The organism is Flagellimonas sp. (genome assembly GCF_965233845.1).
In the GTDB taxonomy this organism is placed as follows: domain Bacteria; phylum Bacteroidota; class Bacteroidia; order Flavobacteriales; family Flavobacteriaceae; genus Flagellimonas.
Genome location: NZ_OZ247584.1, coordinates 750,770 through 768,444 on the forward strand (window position 1 = coordinate 750,770; position 17,675 = coordinate 768,444).

The window sequence follows — 17,675 nt, forward strand, 5'->3', positions numbered from 1 at the left end:
CTATAACACGTTATACCTTACGCCTGCATTAATGGTGTAGTCCGTGTTCATGAAAATACCATTGTAGTTTTGGTATAGGGGAGCATTCAACTCAACCCCCAATACAAGTTTTCCATTGGCTACCAAAATGTTGGTTCCCAAACCTGCGGAAAGCAGCTCACCTCCATAATTGGCCGGATTCGCGGTTGGAACCATCATAGGATTGAGGTCGGTATCCATACCCGAGATAGTGGCCTGGGTACTGCCGCTAAGCCTTAGGTTGAACCCAATGATGTTGGAAATGTTATAACCCATCCAGCTATGAAATTCGTGAATATTTCCGAAACGATAGCCTTCACTGTTTCGGCCTGTACTAAAAGTATTCAATTGTTGAACTCCCCAGGCAAAATTGGAATACTTTTGTTTAAAAGTTGCCCCTAAACTCAAGTCCAGGGTGCCGGTACCCAATTGCATCGCATAGGGTAACTTCGCATCGGGCATCATAGGAGTAGCATCCCTATTGTCCACGGTTCCTATGGGGATGTTAATACGAGTATTCAAGTGAAGTGAGTTTTTGCCTTTGGAGAAAACACCATAGAGCATCCCCAATTTTAAATCTCCTAGGCCACTGGATGAGGTGGAAAAATCATTTTGCATTGCCATGCCATTTCCCATGGTCATCTGGGCCGTAAGGTCCATGTCCTTGCTGACCATATTTTGCATGAGCATTAGGGTTACCTTATCCGAAGGCGCATACATAAGGCCCAACATGAACATTTCCATGCTCATTTGTTGGGGAGCGACCATGAAATTCTGATAAATATTTGAATCCTGGATTTTATTGCTTCCCATTCGATTTCCCTCCATGCTCATATACATGGAACGCAATGAGATCATAACGCCGCCTTTCGGATGCAAATGATCCCCCATTACCCCACTTGGGGCATAAGCATTGGGACCGTGATTGTGGTGTATATGCTCTGTAGGACCAAATTTTGAGGAGGTAAAACGATTGTTCAGCGCGTGCCAATCCAACACCTCGCCACCATGGGTCTTTTTGGACTCCAATGCACCCTTTTTTGATGTATATGCCGATAAATTGGCACCCATGGGACTAGCTAGCTTTTCACTTTTTAGGTAGTAGGCGCGTAAAGCATCAATTTCCTCTTCAGTATTAAAATCGGTAACAATAAGGGCTTTGAAACTTTGCTCGTCCTTGGTTTGGACAAAGTTGACCAAACATTCCACTGAATCAAAATGCGCAATTTTACCGTTGGTTTTTTCTGCACGAGTCTTGAATTGAGGTTGGTTAATGTCCATGCCACAGGCGGAGCATCGCTCTTTGTTTTGGGCAAAAGAAACAAGGCTGCCCATGCTTAGCAGGCAGGCAAAGAAAGTATGTAGTTTTTTCATGATTTATTTATCTGATGATTAGGAATTTGGAATTTTTATGGGCTTTTACCCAATGTATTTCCTCCTTTGGAAAATTGAAGTATTGCTGTTCCATAAGCCTATAATTGTGATGGTTGATCCGAAAGTCAATATCCCCCTCCAAAACCAACAAATGGGCGTCTGTTGGGGAGCTGTGTTCTGGAAAAATGGTATCCTTTTCAAGAGAAATCAATAATACTTCCAAGGATTCCGATTTTGTCAATTGATGCACTTTAAGGCCATCGAATCCCTCTGTTCTGATATGATTGTCAATTTTATACATAGCTTGATTTAATTTTGGAGATGGACAAGCAATTCACTCCAGGTATATAATTCTCCCATTGATTTTTCTTGCGTGGCCATAGCTTCATCCTTTGTTTCAAAGGCTGTTAGATATGCGCCCATGGGGCTAGGAATGGATTTGCTGATTAAAAATGTGGATTGGGTGGCGTCAATCAGTTCCTTGGGTTCGCTATAGTGGTTGCATAAATAAAGGGCAACTGTATTGGAGTCCACTTCCTTTAGATAATTGACCATACACTCAACGGCATCAAACTTGAACGCCTTCCCCTTTTTGGTGACCAATTGTGCTGCATGTTGGGCATCAACAATGGTCATCCTACAAAAGTGACATCCATCTGTTCCATAAGTGATTTCTTGGGGCTTTGCATTACAATTCAGCAATGCCGCCACAGCCAATAGAAACAAAAATACCTTGGATACACGACGGATTTTCATGCTAACTGATTTTAAGTTTTTTGTTTTCCCGTCTTACAAAGAGATAGGCGAGCAACGATAACCCCATACCAATACCAAGGCTAACAGCACCCAATTGGGGATAGGAGTGGGCTGTAAAATTGAGAATGTCCTTAGATCCAAAAAGTGGAGGTTGAAATCCCATTACAGATCCATCTGGATTGGTAAATTTCATGATGGCCTTGGGGTCCAGGTCATGTCCATAATCGTGTTCCCAGAGGTAAAAATCATAAAGCCCGGCACTACTTAGAACTACCATCAGAACAAACCAATATAAATACCATTTGTGATTGGCTTTCCAGGCTATTAGGAGTCCTATAAACGTTGTGATCAAGATTCCGGCTGGGAATATCTTGAACTCTGGAATGGCTTCTGGAATATACTTCATACCCACATAGTGATTCATCAAATTGATGTTTTTGATGTCGTGAGGGTTAGCATCCGAAAAGTCGTTGATATGGATGAACATACCCAACGGAGTTGGATACTGTGGTGCTTCCAAGGTTATTTTCCATAAGGGGAAAACAAATAGTAACAGGGGGAGCAAGGCTCCAACTAGCATCAATATTCTAGCTTTCTTTTTCATGGATGGGATAATTAAGTTTGAAAAAGCGGGAGGGAAGCCCTCCCGCTGATCCATTCACAATTCAACTTTGCACTAAAACTAATCTTCGCCCAGTGACCAGCTCAACTCAATATTGGAGCTGGCAGGGGAAACTCTTACGTAACCCTGCATTTCTTGGTGTAGGGCTGAACAGAAATCCGTACAGTAGAAAGGCCATACCCCTACTTGCTTGGGTTCCCAGACAAAGGTTTCAGTCTGTCCTGGCATGATCAGAAGTTCTGAAGTATTGGCACCGATCATACTTACTCCGTGGGGTACGTCATAATCCTGTTCCAAGTTGGTGACATGGAAATAGACTTTGTCCCCAACCTTGATACCTTCAATATTATCCGGGTTAAAATGGCTTCGGATCATGGTCATGTACACATGTACCTCATTTCCGTCTCGTTCTACCCTTACATTGGCATCGGAAGTGGTTGCATATTTGTGCTTGTTCTCTTCCAGACTGTATATTTTCTTGGATCTTTCCTTCACCAAATCGGCGGCGATACCAGCTGCGTAGTGAGGTTCTCCAACCGTTGGGAAGTCAAGCAGAAGTTCCATTTTTTCACCGGAAATATCGTAAAGTTGGGCTGACTGCGTTACTTCTGGCCCAGTTGGCAAATATCTGTCCTTGGTGATCTTATTCATGGCAAGGACATACTTACCAAAGGGTTTTCTTGAGTTTCCGCCAGGAATCATCAAGTGCCCTACAGAATAGTAGCAAGGCTGTCTGTCCACTACCTCCCAGGTACCTACTTTCCATTTTACTACTTCAGAAGAAATAAAGAAGGTAGTATAGCCGTTTCCTTTACCATCAAATTCGGTGTGTAGGGGACCTAAACCAGCCTGCTTCACACTTCCTGCAAGCACATCTTCAAAGCTTAGGATTGGAATACCGTATGCCTCGCCATCAAATTGTTTATTTTCAATGGCCTGAATCATTTTGCTAAAGGAGTGTACGGTCAAATCAGATGAGAGTTTTCCGTTCCCAACAATGTATTCGCCTGTGGGATCTACATCACAACCATGGGGCGATTTTGGAGTTGGAAGCAGGTAAACCAAACCAGGTAATTCCGAGGCATCCAAAACCCTCACTTCTTTCTTCATGGTCGAAGTTGCCGTATGGGTCCCTTCATCATACACGTTGTGTGCGTAGTTGGCGGGCATAGTCTGGAATTTACCTTCTTTGATATATTCCTCAGCTTTTTTCCAGTTTACCGCGGCAATGAAATCCTTATCATTTTGAGAGGCATTCACTTCCATGAGTGAATGTGACTCCTCAGAGTTATAGGTGGAGAAGAACATCCATCCATGAGAAGCTCCCCTTCCTGGGTGGGCCAAATCATAATCGAAACCTGGCATGAGCACTTGGAATGAAAGATCCATTCCTCCGTCTTCCGGGTCTACACTAATAAAGGAAAGTGAGCCTTGGAAATTGCCCTTATACTCGTTAATGGGCATATCCCGTTGCGGTATTGGAACGGAAAATCGGGTTCCTGCTACCACGTACTCTGTGTTTTCAGTAACAAATGCGGAACTGTGGTTACCAGCACTGTTTGGAATCTCAATAATTTCTGTGGTTTCAAACACGCTAAGATCCACTTTGGCTATCCTAGGTGTGTTGTTTCCATTAATGAAAACGAAACGGCCATCCAATTCCCCATTGGTTTGGGAAATATCTGGGTGGTGGGCATCATCCCAAGGAACAAATCCATGGGAAGTATTGAGCATGGGCTTGGTTTCTTCATTATAACCCCATGCCTTTTCTGCATCTTGTGAAAACACCGGAATGACTTTGAACAGCCTTCCAGATGGAAGTCCGTAGACGGAAAGTTGTCCACTAAAACCTCCAGAGACAAAGGCGTAGAACTCATCGTGTTCCCCGGGTGCCACATAAACTTTCTCCGCAGCACTGGACGACAGTGCTCCGTTGGAGCTGTTGCCCCCTTGGTTACAGCTCACCAGGAACATGGTTGTAGCTATTAGGGCAAGCATTAAAAAGCGAAATTTATTCATCGTAGTTGTTTTTATTTTAATTGTTGATTTTCTATTCTTCTGGTGGAAGCATTACCTTGTCCACTACATGCACAATACCATTTCCGGCAGGTACACTGGCCAAAATTTTGGCACCGCCAATAAATACGTCATCCCCTTGGACTTCCACGGATACACTCTGATTATTGGCTTGTCCCAGTTTCTTGAACTTCTTTAGGAAATCCTTACTGTATTTTCCTGGGGTTACATGGTATTGTAAAATGTTGGCCAGGGCAGCCTTGTTTTCAGGTTTGAGCAAATTTTCAACCGTTCCATCAGGCAAAGCTTCAAATGCGGCGTTGGTGGGTGCAAAGACCATTAAGGGACCTGCATTGACCAAGGCATTTTCCAACTTGGCTGCCTGTACCGCAGCTACCAAGGTAGAGTGGTCCTTGGAGCCAATGGCAATGTCAAGGACATTGGGTGTAGCTTCATCATCCTTTAGGAATGCTTGGCCCTGTTTTTTGCTTTCTTGCTGTGACGCCACCTCATTGGCGGACGGGCTCTGGGTGTTGGTCTCGTTCTTGCAACCGGTCAAGAGGGATCCGGCTAGGAACAGACCAATGAAAAGTTTAATGCTGGTTGCTAGTTTCATACAAATATTTATAAGGTTCTAAAGTATTCAAGCACGGCCCGGGCTTGTTCTTGGGTTAGCCCTTGATTGGCCATGGGAGATCCATTAAATTCCATAAACAAATCCTTGGCTAGTGGGTCATCCTTTACCATGCCCTCAGGATTTAGGATCATGTTCATGATCCACTCCGGTGACCTTCTCTCTAAAATGCCATCTGGGGCGGGTCCAATGAACTTTTTGCCTATTCTGTGGCAAGCAAGGCACATTTGATCATAAACTGCTTTACCTTCATCAGCCATGGCTTGATCAATGGCATCGTTTAGGGTTACCGAGGTCACAGGACCAACACCTTTACTTTCCAAGTCTATTCTTTCCGATGCTTTGGTAGTTTCCGTTTCCACCTTTTGCTCGGTTTTTTGTGTAGTTTTTTGCCTTTCAACCTGGAAGCCATCTTGTTTTTTTTCTTGTTTGCCCCCGCAGGCGATTAGTAGGGTCAAGAGTAGTAGCGAACTGCCTTTTACAATAATTTTCATGTGATATCAATTGTTGGATTTGGGGCAAATGTATGGGCAGAATTTCGCGCAGAATATGATAAAAATCACATTTCGGATAAAAACATCTTTTTTACTTTGTACAATGAACTAAAGACAAGGGAGCATGCTTTCAAATTCGGCCAAATATGCGTTAAAAGCAGTGCTTTATTTGGCCTTGCATACCAATGAGGATAATAAATTAATGGTGAAGGACATTTATTCCAGAATCAATGTGCCACAATCCTACTTGGCCAAACTCATGCAGAAACTTTCCAAAAATGGTATTATTTCCTCCTCAAGAGGGCCAAAAGGGGGATTTTACGCGAGTGACCAAAACATTGACTTGCCCTTGATCCGTGTGGTAGAGGTGATTGATGGGGAGCAGCGACTCCGTTCATGCATGCTTAGTATACATGAATGTGACAGTGAAAACCCCTGCGCACTCCATGACCTTGTTGGTAATGCCAACAGTTTTTTTATCAAAAACCTTGAAGAAACTACTATTAAGCAGCTCATAGGGGATGTAAAAGCGGGTAAATCGGTATTACCGCTTTAATTATTTAGTCTGTTGAAACTTTAGATGAAATCTACTTCACCACACTGAACTTGTATACGCAAGCAGACGTATACGTCTGTCCTGGCTCCAGCACGGTACTTGGGAAATTGGGCTGGTTGGGTGAGTCTGGGTAGTGCTGGGTTTCCAGACATATAGCACCGCGATAAACATAGGGTTCACCATTTTTTCCATGTACTGAGCCATCCATAAAATTCCCGCTATAAAATTGCATTCCAGGTTCGTTGGTATAAACCTCCATAACTCTCCCGGATTCTGGTTCGGTTACCCTGGCCGCAAAAGTAAATCCGTCTTTATTTTTCGGAGATGGGTTGAGTACGTAGTTATGATCAAATCCACCCCCGTGCCTCAACTGTTCCACATCTGCATCTACATCCTGTCCAATAGGTTTTGCGGTGGTGAAATCTAGTGGGGTGCCCGCTACGGAATCTATCGTCCCAAGGGGTATTAAGGTAGAATCCACGGGTGTATAGTGGTCAGCGTTGATTTCTATGATGTGGTCCAAAATGGTTCCTTGCCCTTCACCCTTTAAATTAAAGAAAGAATGATGGGTAAGGTTCACGATGGTCTTTTGATCCGTGTTTGCTTCATAAAAAATTTGAAGTTGGTTGTCATCGGTCAAAACATAACGCACAGTTACTTTAAGGTTTCCAGGATATCCCTCTTCTCCATCAGGGGAGGTTCTGGAATATTGAATTTCCTTGGTTGAGGCATGGTCGACAGCCCAAACGACCTCGTCATAACCCTTGTCTCCTCCATGCAGATGATTGGGCCCATTGTTGGTAGCTAGGGTGTATGTTTTCCCATCCAAAGTAAACTTGCCTTTGGCTATACGGTTGCCATAGCGGCCAATGGTCGATCCAAAGTAATCAGTTCCCGGCTCGTAATAGCCCTCCAAACTGTTGCATCCCAATACAATATCGCCAAAATTGCCCTGCTTGTCTGGCACGTACAAAGCCACCAATCGCTGACCGTAGTTGGTGAAGTATGCCTCTATTCCGGACTTATTTTTAAGGATATGCATGTAAATGGAGTCGCCTTCAACTACCTTTTCAAATTTTTTAGGGTCAATTTTATTGGCCATAGTGGTTTGCTGTTGGGTTTGGTTGCTATCGGATGTAGGTTTTTGCTCCGTTCTTTTACAAGCCGAAATGGCGAACAAAAAAACTAAAAAAAGATAATTCAGATGTTTAACCGACATAGTTATTTGAATTTGCAAGCTTTAAATGTAATTAAATTTGGGAGAACACATTTGTAGCATATTGTTATGCCTTGAGAAAGAATGGCAGCATAAGTAATCCTTGATTTCGCAGGCCTCAATTTAGCTGGCTCACAAGTTGCTTTATTCCAAATTATCATTATTTTTCGAGTACCTTGTACAAAGTAAAATTCGACCAACCTATGAATATCAAGAATAACCTTATAGTGGGATGCCTTGTCGTTTTAAGCATGGCCTCATGCAAACAGACTCCAAAAGCAGCACTTGAAAAGCAAGAACCGATTTCAAAGCAGCTTGTAGATATTTCCCAAGCTTTTGCAATTGAAATTTTGGACGAAGAAGCACTAAAAATTATAGATTCAGCCGCTTCCATTGAGGTTTTGGCAAGCGGATTTAAATGGTCGGAAGGCCCGCTATGGATTGACGAGGGGAAATATTTGCTATTTTCCGATATTCCCAACAACAAGGTGTTTAAATGGGATTCCCAGACAAAGGATACGACTACCTATCTCCACCCATCTGGATTTTTGGGAGAAGTAGGGGATGACTTTAAGGAGCCAGGATCCAATGGCCTAACTTTGGATGGCAATGGACAGTTGGTCTTAATGCAACATGGGGAACGAAGGGTTGCGCGTATGACTGCTCCATTGAGTCAACCCAAATCCGAGTTTGAACCTTTGGTGGACAACTATGAAGGTAAACGATTCAATAGCCCCAACGATGGTTATTTTGACAAGCAGGGCAATTTCTATTTTACCGATCCACCTTATGGTCTTCCCAAGGGTATGGATGACCCCGAAAAAGAGTTGGATTTTCAAGGCGTGTACTGCTTAAAAACTTCTGGGGAATTAGTGTTGTTGGATAAGTTGACAAGGCCTAACGGAATTTGCCTGTCCCCAGATCAGGACAAACTTTATGTTGCTGTTTCCGATTCCAAGCATGCCGTATGGTACCAGTACGATGTAAAGGAACCAGGTGTGGTGGAAAACAAAAAACTGTTTTATGATGCTACCCATTTAATGGGCAAAGAAGGACAGCAAGGGGCACCGGATGGATTAAAGGTGCACAGTCAAGAATATGTATTGGCTACTGGCCCAGGGGGACTATGGATATTTGATGCTGCAGGAAAAACCTTGGCAAGGATTTACACTGGGCAACGAACTTCCAATTGTGCGCTTAGCACTGACGAAAAACAACTTTTCCTTACCGCTGATGATTACTTGTTAAGGGTTCAACTTAAATGATTGTATAATTTACCGTTTTATATGTTGGGAGAATTATAGGAGGTTTGGTAAATTGAGTTTGCCCCCGGCATCACCTTATTTTGGGCACCTAAGGGTTCTTGAATGAAAAACGGGATTCCTAACCACGGCTTAAACTTAAAATTCTTCTGAAATAATATTGACCAGCGGTGAATTCCCAACCCAAAAGCAAAAAGAGTATAGGTATAAGTAAATTTTCTGCTAGCCACCAAAAGTTGGCCAACTTACCTTTAAATTTTATCCGTAGCGCTTCCTTATGGAAGTTAAAACCTGATAGATGAAAGTATATAAAAAGGGAACCACAGCTTTCCTGGATAATGATGGCTATTACTATAAGAAGGTAATCACCGATTGGGCAGATTTCCTTAACCGTGATGGACTTTATAATGCACTACAGGAAGAAATAGCGGATTGGGAGCAGGTAGATGGTGCTTTTTTAAATGGAAACAGATTTGACCCTCCAATGGGCAATCATGAAATTTGGGCAGCAGGGGTTACCTATGAGCGAAGCAAATCTGCAAGGATGGATGAGGCCAAAGCATCAGGAGGTTCGTTTTTTTACGATATGGTATATGATGCGGAAAGACCTGAACTTTTCTTTAAGGCCACGGCCCAGAGATGTGTAGGCTCTGGCGATGAGGTGTATATAAGGAAAGATTCCACTTGGAATGTTCCAGAACCGGAATTGACTTTGCTCATTAACTCCAATGGGTCTATTGAAGGCTATACCATTGGCAACGATATGAGTTCAAGAAGTATAGAAGGTGAAAATCCCTTGTACCTTCCCCAGGCCAAGGTTTATGAGAAATGTGCTGCCTTGGGTCCATGCATTTATGTTCCAAAAGGCCCAATTCCAACTACGACAAGAATTTATATTATCATTGAAAGGGATGGAAAGACCATGTTCAAGGAAGATGTGGCCATTTCCAAGATAAAACGTGATTTTGGGGAGTTGGTATCTTTTTTGTTTCGGGAATGTGATTTTCCCCAAGGTGTTTTTCTAATGACAGGAACTTGTTTGGTACCACCAGACGATTTTACATTAGAAGTGGGAGATAAGATTTCCATTGCCATTGATGGCATTGGAAAACTCGCTAATCATGTAGGCAGAAAGGAATAGAAACATAGTTTACAAATTGACGGAAGCTTTATGAAGACCAAGTTGATTCTCATCATCTGTAGCATTTTGTTCCTCTCTTGTCAAAGTGATGGAAAGGAGCAAAGAAAACCAAACATACTCTTTATCATCGCTGATGACCTCACTACAACTGCTGTTTCCTCTTACGGGAACAAGGTATCCCAGACCCCAAATATTGATGGTTTGGCTGCTGAAGGTACCCGTTATACACGTGCCTACTGCCAATATCCGGTATGTGGGCCTTCAAGGGCTTCATTTTTAACAGGGTATTACCCCAATGCGACTCAAACCTTTGGCTATGTCAGCGGAAGGGAAAACATTGGGGATGAAAGGGTCACATGGCCCCAATTGTTTAAGAACAATGGGTATTACACAGCTCGGGTGAGCAAGATTTATCATATGGGGGTTCCCATTGATATTGAATTGGGGTCTGATGGAAAGGACGATGAGGCCTCCTGGACCGAGCGATTTAACAGCCAAGGCCCGGAATGGACTGCCTTGGGCGATGGTGAGCTGGTTCAAGGAAATCCTGATGGTTCCAAACCCATTAAGGGAGGCAACGTGATGACTATTGTAAAAGCGGATGGCGATGACGAGGTCCATTCCGATGGGAAAACCGCAGCCAAAGCTTCGGAATTGATTCGACAGCACAAGGATAAACCTTTTTTTCTAGCTGTTGGTTTTGTAAGGCCCCATGTTCCATTCGTTGCGCCGCGGGAGGACTTTAAGCCGTATCCGCATGAGGATATTGAGCTCCCCTACAACTTTGAGGTAGACTGGGACGATATTCCCCAAAAGGGTATTAACTATGTAACCAGCAAGAATGCACAAATGACCCAGGTGCAAAAACAAAAAGCCATCGCAGCCTATTATGCCTCCGTTACTTACATGGACCGCCAAGTAGGGAAAGTGCTTAAAACTCTAAAAGATGAGGGCTTGGAGGATAATACCATAGTCATTTTCACTTCAGATCATGGGTTTCATCTGGGGGAACATGAGTTTTGGATGAAGGTCAGTGTAAAGGAAGAATCTGCCAAAGTCCCATTGATAATAAAAGTTCCTGGAAAAGAGCCTGCGGTATGTAACTCTTTTGTAGAATTGTTGGATTTATATCCCACCGTATCAGAATTGGCAGGACTTTCATATTCCGAACATATTCAGGGAAAAAGTTTGGTCAAAACTTTGGATGACCCGGAGCATAAGGTGCGTGATATGGCTTTTTCGGTGACCCAAAACGGGGAGACTTTTTTGTTGCGAACTAATAAGTGGGCCTACATCCAATATGGAGAGGATGCTTCATTGGGCATAGAGCTTTTTGATATGCAGCAAGATCCAGGACAGTATACCAATCTGGCCGCGCTTCCTGAGTACCAAGAGAACGTAAGCTACTTTCAGGAAAAATTAAAACAGAAGTTGTTGGAGGTAAGAACGAATGACTTGGGTATAGACTATTCAAAAAAGTAAGGTCAAAATGAAAAAACTTCTATGTATATCCTTGATAGTACTTGTTTGGTCGTGTAAATCTGACAGCAGCGATAAAAACAATAACCAAAGCCCCAACATTATTCTGATTATGGCGGATGACTTGGGTTATGAGACCTTGGGCGTATATGGAAGCAACAGTTACAAAACCCCTAATTTGGACCGACTTGCCGCAGAAGGGATGCGGTTTGACCATTGTTATTCGACTCCCCTGTGTACCCCGTCCAGAGTGCAGCTGATGACAGGGAAATACAATTTCAGAAACTATATAGGATTCGGATTGCTAGATCCCAAGGAGAAAACCTTTGGACACTATATGCAGGAAGCAGGCTATAAAACCCTGCTTGCAGGGAAATGGCAATTGTTGGGCAATGAGCATCAACAAACCTTGGCAGGGAACAAAGTGGGATCCCTTCCAGAAAATACAGGTTTTGATGATTTCTGTCTATGGCAAGTAGATCAACGTGGCTCTCGATATAAAGATCCATTGTTATCTATTAAAGGCCAGGGAGTGAAGGAATTAAAGGGTGAATTTGGACCAGATGTGTTCGTGGACTATATCAATGCTTTTATGAGCAAGAACAAGGACAACCCATTTTTTGTGTATTATCCCATGGTACTTACCCATGACCCCTTTGTTCCAACACCAGACAATCAAGAATTTGGAGGGTTTGACCCCAAGTCAAAGACAAACGACCCAAAATATTTTGGCGAAATGGTGGGCTATATGGATAAATTGGTGGGGCGTATAGTCAATGCAACTGAATCTCTGGGGATTAGGGAAAACACCCTGATCTTGTTTATTGGGGATAATGGAACAGATAGGGATGTAACGTCGCTAATCAATAGTGAACCCTTAAAGGGTGAAAAGGGATACACCACGGATGCAGGAACCCATGTCCCTTTTATTGCCAATTGGAAGGGACATATTCAAAAAGGAACTGTAAACCCAAACCTAATTGACTTTACAGATTTTCTACCCAGTATTATGGAAGCGGCCACCCAAAAGAAACTGGATAAAACCGAAACCGACGGTTTTAGTTTCTATCCACAATTGACAGGGGCCGATTATACTCCACGAGATTGGGTATTTTGCCACTATGATCCCAACTGGGGAAAATTTGAACCCAAAAGATATGTGCAGAATAAAACTTGGAAACTCTATGAAAATGGGGAGCTCTATCATCTAAAAGAAGATCCGAGTGAGCAAAATCCACTAAGCGTGGAAGAGCAGCCATCTGAGGTTAAGCAGCTGGTGTATCAATTCAAGAAAGTTTTGAAGGAATATCAATAAAGGAAATAAAAGGAATAGCAAATTCTTTATACAATCAACCTAAACCACTTTTAAAACACAAAGTTTGAAGCACATACTACTACTTTTTATTCTTCCACTTATTCTTGGATTTGCAATAGTTGGTTGTAGAGATATAAAAGATAAAAACAGAAAGGAAGCCGACTCCCCCGAAAAACCCAATATTATCTTGATCATGACGGATGATCAGGGATGGGGTGATACTGGCTATAATGGACATCCCTATTTGAAGACACCCAACTTGGATAAGATGGCGGCCAATGGGGTGGTGTTCAACCGATTTTATGCTGCTTCAGCCGTGTGTTCTCCCACTCGAGGAAGTGTGTTGACTGGACGTCATCCCCTGCGCTATGGCATCTGTACGGCCAATTGTGGGCATATAAAGTCAGAAGAAGTAACCCTTGCCGAGCTGGTTAAGGAAGCAGGTTATACCACAGGACATTTTGGAAAATGGCATTTGGGAACGCTCACTCGGGATACGATTGATGCCAACCGTGGAGGAAGGCCGCAGCATGATGCACATTATGCTCCGCCTACGGATCATGGCTTTGACACCTACTTTGTTACGGAATCAAAAGTGCCCACTTGGGATCCCATGATTACGCCACCAAAGACGGCCGGTGATGTCTCGGCAGCACTGGAAACTGGAAAATCCTTTAATACGCGGTATTGGACGGCACCGGGAACAGTTGAAACTGAAAACCTGGAAGGCGATGATTCCCGAGTGATTATGGATAGGGTAGTCCCTTTTATTGAAAGTGCAGTGGATAGGAAACAACCCTTTTTGAGTGTTATTTGGTTCCATACCCCGCATCTTCCTGTTTTGACGGGGGAAGCTTACAGAAAACAGTATGTTGACTTACCCGAAGATCAACAGCATTATTATGGGACTCTGACCGCCATGGATGAACAGGTGGGTAGGTTAAGAAACAAGCTAAAGGAGCTTGGTGTGGCCGATAATACCATCTTATTCTTTACAAGCGACAATGGACCAGAAGGTAAAGAAGTTAGGGGTAGGACACAGGGACTGACCAAAGGACTCAAGGGAAGAAAAAGAAGCCTCCATGAAGGAGGTATCAGGGTGCCTGGCATTGTTGAATGGCCTGGTACCATTCCTGCTGGTAAAAAACTGGAATCCCCTTGCTTTACCTCGGATTACTTTCCAACCATTGCCAATGTGCTGAACATAGATTTGAAAAAATTCAATCGCCCTTATGATGGAGTTGATTTAATGCCTTTGATTCAAGGAACGGTGAATACTAGAGAAAAGAACCTGGCCTTCAGGTTCAGCCAGCAAGCAGCCCTAATCGGTGAAGACTTCAAAATATACAGCAATGACAACGGAAACACCTTTGAGCTGTATAACATTTCAGAAGACCCGTCGGAAACTGAAAATTTAGCTGAATCCAACCCCAGTCAATTACGGAAGATGGTGGAGGAATGGAATCTTTGGAAGGCATCCCAAGAAGCCAGTGCCAACAATGCAGATTACTGATTTGGAATACACGGAGCGCTAGCTGGGTGCAAATTGATCATTGAGAGAAATTGACCCGAAAAGTTGGGATTTTGCACGGGAACTGCAAATAAAGTACACCTTTGGGTGAAGTATTTGGTGGAATTGGCCCATCTGTAACGATAAATTTGATGGAATTACCATGACTAAGTCGGGCAAGGAAGTTCTTTGTCTACTTTATATCTCCAAAATAAATGGTACGCCAATAACTAGTTTATGGATTTTCCCAAAAAAATTTCATTCGTTGTCTTAGGTGTTTTGGTTCTTTTGGCATCCTGTCAATCCAAATCAGAAGCGCAAAAACCACCCAATATTGTTTTCTTTTTTGTAGATGACATGGGTTGGCAAGACACTTCTGTCCCATTTCATACAGAGTTGACCCAACTTAACAAAATGTATCATACTCCAAACATGGAACAATTGGCCAATGAGGGGATGAAATTTACCCAAGCCTATGCTTCGGCCGTATGCTCCCCATCACGTGTTAGCCTGATGACGGGTTTGAATGCCGCAAGGCACCGAGTGACCAACTGGACTTTGTTTCCGGATAAATCCACGGATTCCAAGCACGACAAAGTCGTGGCCCCGGACTGGAACGTTAATGGACTAAGTGCCCAAGCTGGAATCAATAAAACAGTTCATGCCCAAACCCTTCCACAATTATTGAAAACTGCAGGCTACAAAACCATTCATGTTGGCAAGGCCCATTTTGGGGCCAGGGAAACTCCTGGAGAAAATCCACTGAATCTTGGGTTCGATGTCAATATTGCAGGTCATGCAGCAGGTGGTCCGGGTAGTTACTTAGGGAAATACAACTTTAGTGCCGCATGGAGAAACGGTATGGGTGTTTGGGATGTTCCTGGCTTGGAGAAGTATCATGGGGAGGACATATTTTTAACAGAGGCCTTGACGATAGAAGCCAATAAGGCCGTTGACAAGGCGGTAGCGGAGAAAACGCCATTTTATCTCTACATGTCCCACTATGCCATACATGCGCCTTGGGAAAAGGACAATCGGTACTACCAAAAATATATTGATGCAGGCCTTAACGAATTTGATGCCACCTATGCGGCAATGATTGAGGGAATGGACAAATCTTTGGGAGATATTAGGGCAAACCTGGAACGATTGGGCGTTGCGGACAACACAATCATTGTTTTTATGTCGGACAATGGGTCTCCAAAACAAACTGCCCAGAATCTTCCTTTGAGAGGCCATAAACTAACTCCGTACGAAGGAGGGGTCAGGGTACCCATGCTGGTAAAATGGCCAGGAATAACCAAGGCAGCATCGGTAAACGACGAATACTTTATCATTGAAGATATCTTTCCCACTTTTTTGGAAATAGCAGGTCTAAAGGAAGAAGCCAAAAAAAGCGCGGATGGGATGAGTATAGTGCCATTGCTTTCTGGAAATGGTGCCTATCCTACAGAGCGTCCAATTTATTGGCATTTTCCCAATACCTATGATCAACCGCCCTATAGTGCGGTGCGAAAAGGTGCTTGGAAACTGATTTATCATCATATTGATAGAAAAATTGAGCTCTTTAATCTTGAAAAAGATATTGGTGAAACAGAAAACTTGACTGTGGCCCATGCAGCAAAAAAGGAAGAATTGGTTCAGTTGCTTTCCAATTACCTAGCTGAGGTTGAGGCTCAGATGCCATGGGATAAATCCACGGAAAAACTTGTAGAATACCCTATCGAAATAACCGAAAACCGATAAAATGATGTTCAAAAAACTTGTTAGCGTATTGGTGATTGCTTTTTTATTGGGAGCTTGCCAAGAGCAACCCAAAGAGGACAATGGAACCCCGAATATCCTGTTCCTTTTTGCAGATGACTATACCTATGAGGCTCTGCATGCAATGGGAAATGATGTGATTGAAACCCCCAATCTGGATCGGCTGGTTAATCAAGGGACCACCTTTACGCATGCCTATAATATGGGAGGATGGAACGGTGCCATTTGTGTGGCCTCTAGATCCATGATCATTTCTGGTACTTCCATTTGGAATGCACATGAAATCACATCAAAATGGAGGGAGCGGGACTCTACTGCGCTCAACAATACCTGGGGACGACTAATGGCTTCCAAAGGATATGCTACCTATATGACCGGAAAATGGCATGTAAATGCACCTGCCGATTATGTCTTTGATACAGCCCGTCACATTCGCCCTGGGATGCCTGATGATTTGAGGAGTCAAGCGGATTGGAAGGAAATTCACAAGGCTTATAAGGAAGGAAAGGATGTAAAGCCCTTAATGCCTCCGGCCTATTTTAGACCTGTTGATGAAAATGATACCCTATGGTCGCCATCAGACCCCAAGTTCAAGGGGTTTTGGGAAGGAGGTAAACACTGGAGTGAGGTAATCAAGGATGATGCGCTGGACTTTCTGGAAGATGCAAGCCAAAAAGACAATCCATTCTTTATGTACTTGGCGTTCAACGCTCCCCATGATCCACGGCAATCCCCACAATCATTTTTGGATCGGTACGATATTGAGGACATTCCAGTACCCGATAACTGGCTTCCAGAATATCCATATGGAGAAGCCATGAACAGCAGTTTCACCATGCGTGATGAAGCCTTGGGTCCATTCCCTAGAACACCTTTTGCGATAAAAACACATTTAAAGGAATATTATGCCATTATCACCCATTTGGATGAGCAAGTGGGCAAGATTTTGGACGCTTTGGAAACTTCCGGCAAGCTGGACAATACCTATATCTTTTTTACCGGTGATCATGGGTTGTCAGTGGGACACCATGGATTGTTGGGTAAACAGAGCATGTTTGATCACAGTATTAGGGTACCTTTAATGGTGGTAGGACCAGATATTCCCGCAGGACAGCAAATCAATACCGATGTTTATCTACAGGATATTATGGCTACGAGTCTTGAATTGGCCAAAATTGAGAAACCAGCATATGTAGAGTTCAATAGCCTGTTGCCCTTGGCCAAAGGGGAGACGCAAACCGGGAGTTTGACAGATGGCGTGTATGGGGCTTTTGAACAATCATCCCAACGCATGATCAGAAAAGATGGATACAAGCTCATTGTGTACCCCAAAATAAACAAACTGCTCCTGTTCAATTTGGAAGAAGATCCTCTTGAGATGCATAATTTGGGTGGGAATCCAGAAAACAAAGCTCTGGTTGAAAGCTTATTTTCTGATTTGATGGCCTTGCAAAAGAAAATGAATGACCCACTGGATTTGAATGAACTACATCAAACTTTATAAAATACAGTGAGTTG

At 43.3% G+C, this 17,675-nt stretch carries 16 protein-coding genes; 8 read left to right on the forward strand and 8 right to left on the reverse strand.

The window, feature by feature from the left end; all coding sequences use genetic code 11:
* From ACO6S0_RS03390 to ACO6S0_RS03420, 7 genes are all read right to left on the reverse strand, one after another.
* Positions 1-1,392, reverse strand: a complete 1,392-nt coding sequence (locus ACO6S0_RS03390; RefSeq protein WP_422350616.1) for a nitrous oxide reductase accessory protein NosL — start codon at positions 1,390-1,392, stop codon at positions 1-3.
* A 7-nt stretch (positions 1,393-1,399) separates the two neighbouring features.
* A complete protein-coding gene (locus ACO6S0_RS03395) occupies positions 1,400-1,693 on the reverse strand; it encodes a hypothetical protein (RefSeq protein WP_422350617.1) in 294 nt (97 codons plus the stop codon).
* Between the two features lie 8 nt (positions 1,694-1,701).
* A complete protein-coding gene (locus ACO6S0_RS03400; RefSeq protein WP_422350618.1) occupies positions 1,702-2,148 on the reverse strand; it encodes a nitrous oxide reductase accessory protein NosL in 447 nt (148 codons plus the stop codon).
* 1 nt (position 2,149) lies between these two features.
* On the reverse strand, positions 2,150-2,752 hold the full coding sequence (locus ACO6S0_RS03405; RefSeq protein ID WP_422350619.1) for a hypothetical protein: 603 nt from the start codon (positions 2,750-2,752) through the stop codon (positions 2,150-2,152).
* Positions 2,753-2,830: 78 nt separating this feature from the next.
* Complete coding sequence (nosZ, locus tag ACO6S0_RS03410) at positions 2,831-4,789, reverse strand: Sec-dependent nitrous-oxide reductase (RefSeq protein WP_422350620.1); 1,959 nt, start codon at positions 4,787-4,789, stop codon at positions 2,831-2,833.
* Positions 4,790-4,820: 31 nt separating this feature from the next.
* Complete coding sequence (locus ACO6S0_RS03415) at positions 4,821-5,402, reverse strand: fasciclin domain-containing protein (RefSeq protein ID WP_422350621.1); 582 nt, start codon at positions 5,400-5,402, stop codon at positions 4,821-4,823.
* A gap of 8 nt (positions 5,403-5,410) precedes the next feature.
* Complete coding sequence (locus ACO6S0_RS03420) at positions 5,411-5,914, reverse strand: c-type cytochrome (protein WP_422350622.1); 504 nt, start codon at positions 5,912-5,914, stop codon at positions 5,411-5,413.
* Between the two features lie 124 nt (positions 5,915-6,038).
* Between ACO6S0_RS03420 and ACO6S0_RS03425 the strand changes: the two genes are divergently transcribed.
* Positions 6,039-6,470, forward strand: coding sequence for an RrF2 family transcriptional regulator (locus ACO6S0_RS03425; RefSeq protein ID WP_422350623.1), 432 nt, complete (start codon positions 6,039-6,041; stop codon positions 6,468-6,470).
* Positions 6,471-6,501: 31 nt separating this feature from the next.
* On the opposite strand, the gene ACO6S0_RS03430 is transcribed toward ACO6S0_RS03425, so the two are convergent.
* Entirely contained in the window at positions 6,502-7,689 is a 1,188-nt protein-coding gene (locus ACO6S0_RS03430; RefSeq protein WP_422350624.1) for an aldose epimerase family protein, read from the reverse strand.
* Between the two features lie 200 nt (positions 7,690-7,889).
* Here ACO6S0_RS03430 and ACO6S0_RS03435 point away from each other — a divergent pair, with 200 nt between their 5' ends.
* The 7 genes from ACO6S0_RS03435 to ACO6S0_RS03465 all read left to right on the forward strand — a co-directional run bounded on the left by ACO6S0_RS03435 (position 7,890) and on the right by ACO6S0_RS03465 (position 17,661).
* A complete protein-coding gene (locus ACO6S0_RS03435; RefSeq protein ID WP_422350625.1) occupies positions 7,890-8,951 on the forward strand; it encodes an SMP-30/gluconolactonase/LRE family protein in 1,062 nt (353 codons plus the stop codon).
* A gap of 295 nt (positions 8,952-9,246) precedes the next feature.
* Entirely contained in the window at positions 9,247-10,089 is an 843-nt protein-coding gene (locus tag ACO6S0_RS03440) for a fumarylacetoacetate hydrolase family protein (RefSeq protein WP_422350626.1), read from the forward strand.
* Positions 10,090-10,119: 30 nt separating this feature from the next.
* A complete protein-coding gene (locus tag ACO6S0_RS03445) occupies positions 10,120-11,571 on the forward strand; it encodes a sulfatase (RefSeq protein WP_422350627.1) in 1,452 nt (483 codons plus the stop codon).
* 7 nt (positions 11,572-11,578) lie between these two features.
* Positions 11,579-12,883 (forward strand): sulfatase-like hydrolase/transferase, encoded by a 1,305-nt coding sequence (locus ACO6S0_RS03450; protein ID WP_422350628.1) that lies wholly within the window; start codon positions 11,579-11,581, stop codon positions 12,881-12,883.
* Between the two features lie 64 nt (positions 12,884-12,947).
* Positions 12,948-14,396 (forward strand): sulfatase, encoded by a 1,449-nt coding sequence (locus ACO6S0_RS03455; RefSeq protein WP_422350629.1) that lies wholly within the window; start codon positions 12,948-12,950, stop codon positions 14,394-14,396.
* A gap of 234 nt (positions 14,397-14,630) precedes the next feature.
* Positions 14,631-16,139 carry a sulfatase gene (locus tag ACO6S0_RS03460; protein WP_422350630.1) on the forward strand — a complete coding sequence of 503 codons (1,509 nt, stop codon included), beginning with the start codon at positions 14,631-14,633 and terminating at the stop codon, positions 16,137-16,139.
* 1 nt (position 16,140) lies between these two features.
* Positions 16,141-17,661 (forward strand): sulfatase-like hydrolase/transferase, encoded by a 1,521-nt coding sequence (locus tag ACO6S0_RS03465; protein WP_422350631.1) that lies wholly within the window; start codon positions 16,141-16,143, stop codon positions 17,659-17,661.
* The last annotated feature ends 14 nt before the right edge of the window (positions 17,662-17,675 follow it).

Bases quoted from the DNA above. Each gene is read 5' to 3' on its own strand.
- ACO6S0_RS03405 (WP_422350619.1), bottom strand. From the start codon at position 2,752: ATGAAAAAGAAAGCTAGAATATTGATGCTAGTTGGAGCCTTGCTCCCC.
- ACO6S0_RS03460 (WP_422350630.1), top strand. From the start codon at position 14,631: ATGGATTTTCCCAAAAAAATTTCATTCGTTGTCTTAGGTGTTTTGGTT.
- ACO6S0_RS03465 (WP_422350631.1), top strand. From the start codon at position 16,141: ATGATGTTCAAAAAACTTGTTAGCGTATTGGTGATTGCTTTTTTATTG.
- ACO6S0_RS03420 (WP_422350622.1), bottom strand. From the start codon at position 5,914: ATGAAAATTATTGTAAAAGGCAGTTCGCTACTACTCTTGACCCTACTA.
- ACO6S0_RS03430 (WP_422350624.1), bottom strand. From the start codon at position 7,689: ATGTCGGTTAAACATCTGAATTATCTTTTTTTAGTTTTTTTGTTCGCC.
- ACO6S0_RS03390 (WP_422350616.1), bottom strand. From the start codon at position 1,392: ATGAAAAAACTACATACTTTCTTTGCCTGCCTGCTAAGCATGGGCAGC.
- ACO6S0_RS03435 (WP_422350625.1), top strand. From the start codon at position 7,890: ATGAATATCAAGAATAACCTTATAGTGGGATGCCTTGTCGTTTTAAGC.
- ACO6S0_RS03415 (WP_422350621.1), bottom strand. From the start codon at position 5,402: ATGAAACTAGCAACCAGCATTAAACTTTTCATTGGTCTGTTCCTAGCC.
- nosZ (WP_422350620.1), bottom strand. From the start codon at position 4,789: ATGAATAAATTTCGCTTTTTAATGCTTGCCCTAATAGCTACAACCATG.
- ACO6S0_RS03400 (WP_422350618.1), bottom strand. From the start codon at position 2,148: ATGAAAATCCGTCGTGTATCCAAGGTATTTTTGTTTCTATTGGCTGTG.
- ACO6S0_RS03425 (WP_422350623.1), top strand. From the start codon at position 6,039: ATGCTTTCAAATTCGGCCAAATATGCGTTAAAAGCAGTGCTTTATTTG.
- ACO6S0_RS03445 (WP_422350627.1), top strand. From the start codon at position 10,120: ATGAAGACCAAGTTGATTCTCATCATCTGTAGCATTTTGTTCCTCTCT.
- ACO6S0_RS03395 (WP_422350617.1), bottom strand. From the start codon at position 1,693: ATGTATAAAATTGACAATCATATCAGAACAGAGGGATTCGATGGCCTT.
- ACO6S0_RS03440 (WP_422350626.1), top strand. From the start codon at position 9,247: ATGAAAGTATATAAAAAGGGAACCACAGCTTTCCTGGATAATGATGGC.
- ACO6S0_RS03450 (WP_422350628.1), top strand. From the start codon at position 11,579: ATGAAAAAACTTCTATGTATATCCTTGATAGTACTTGTTTGGTCGTGT.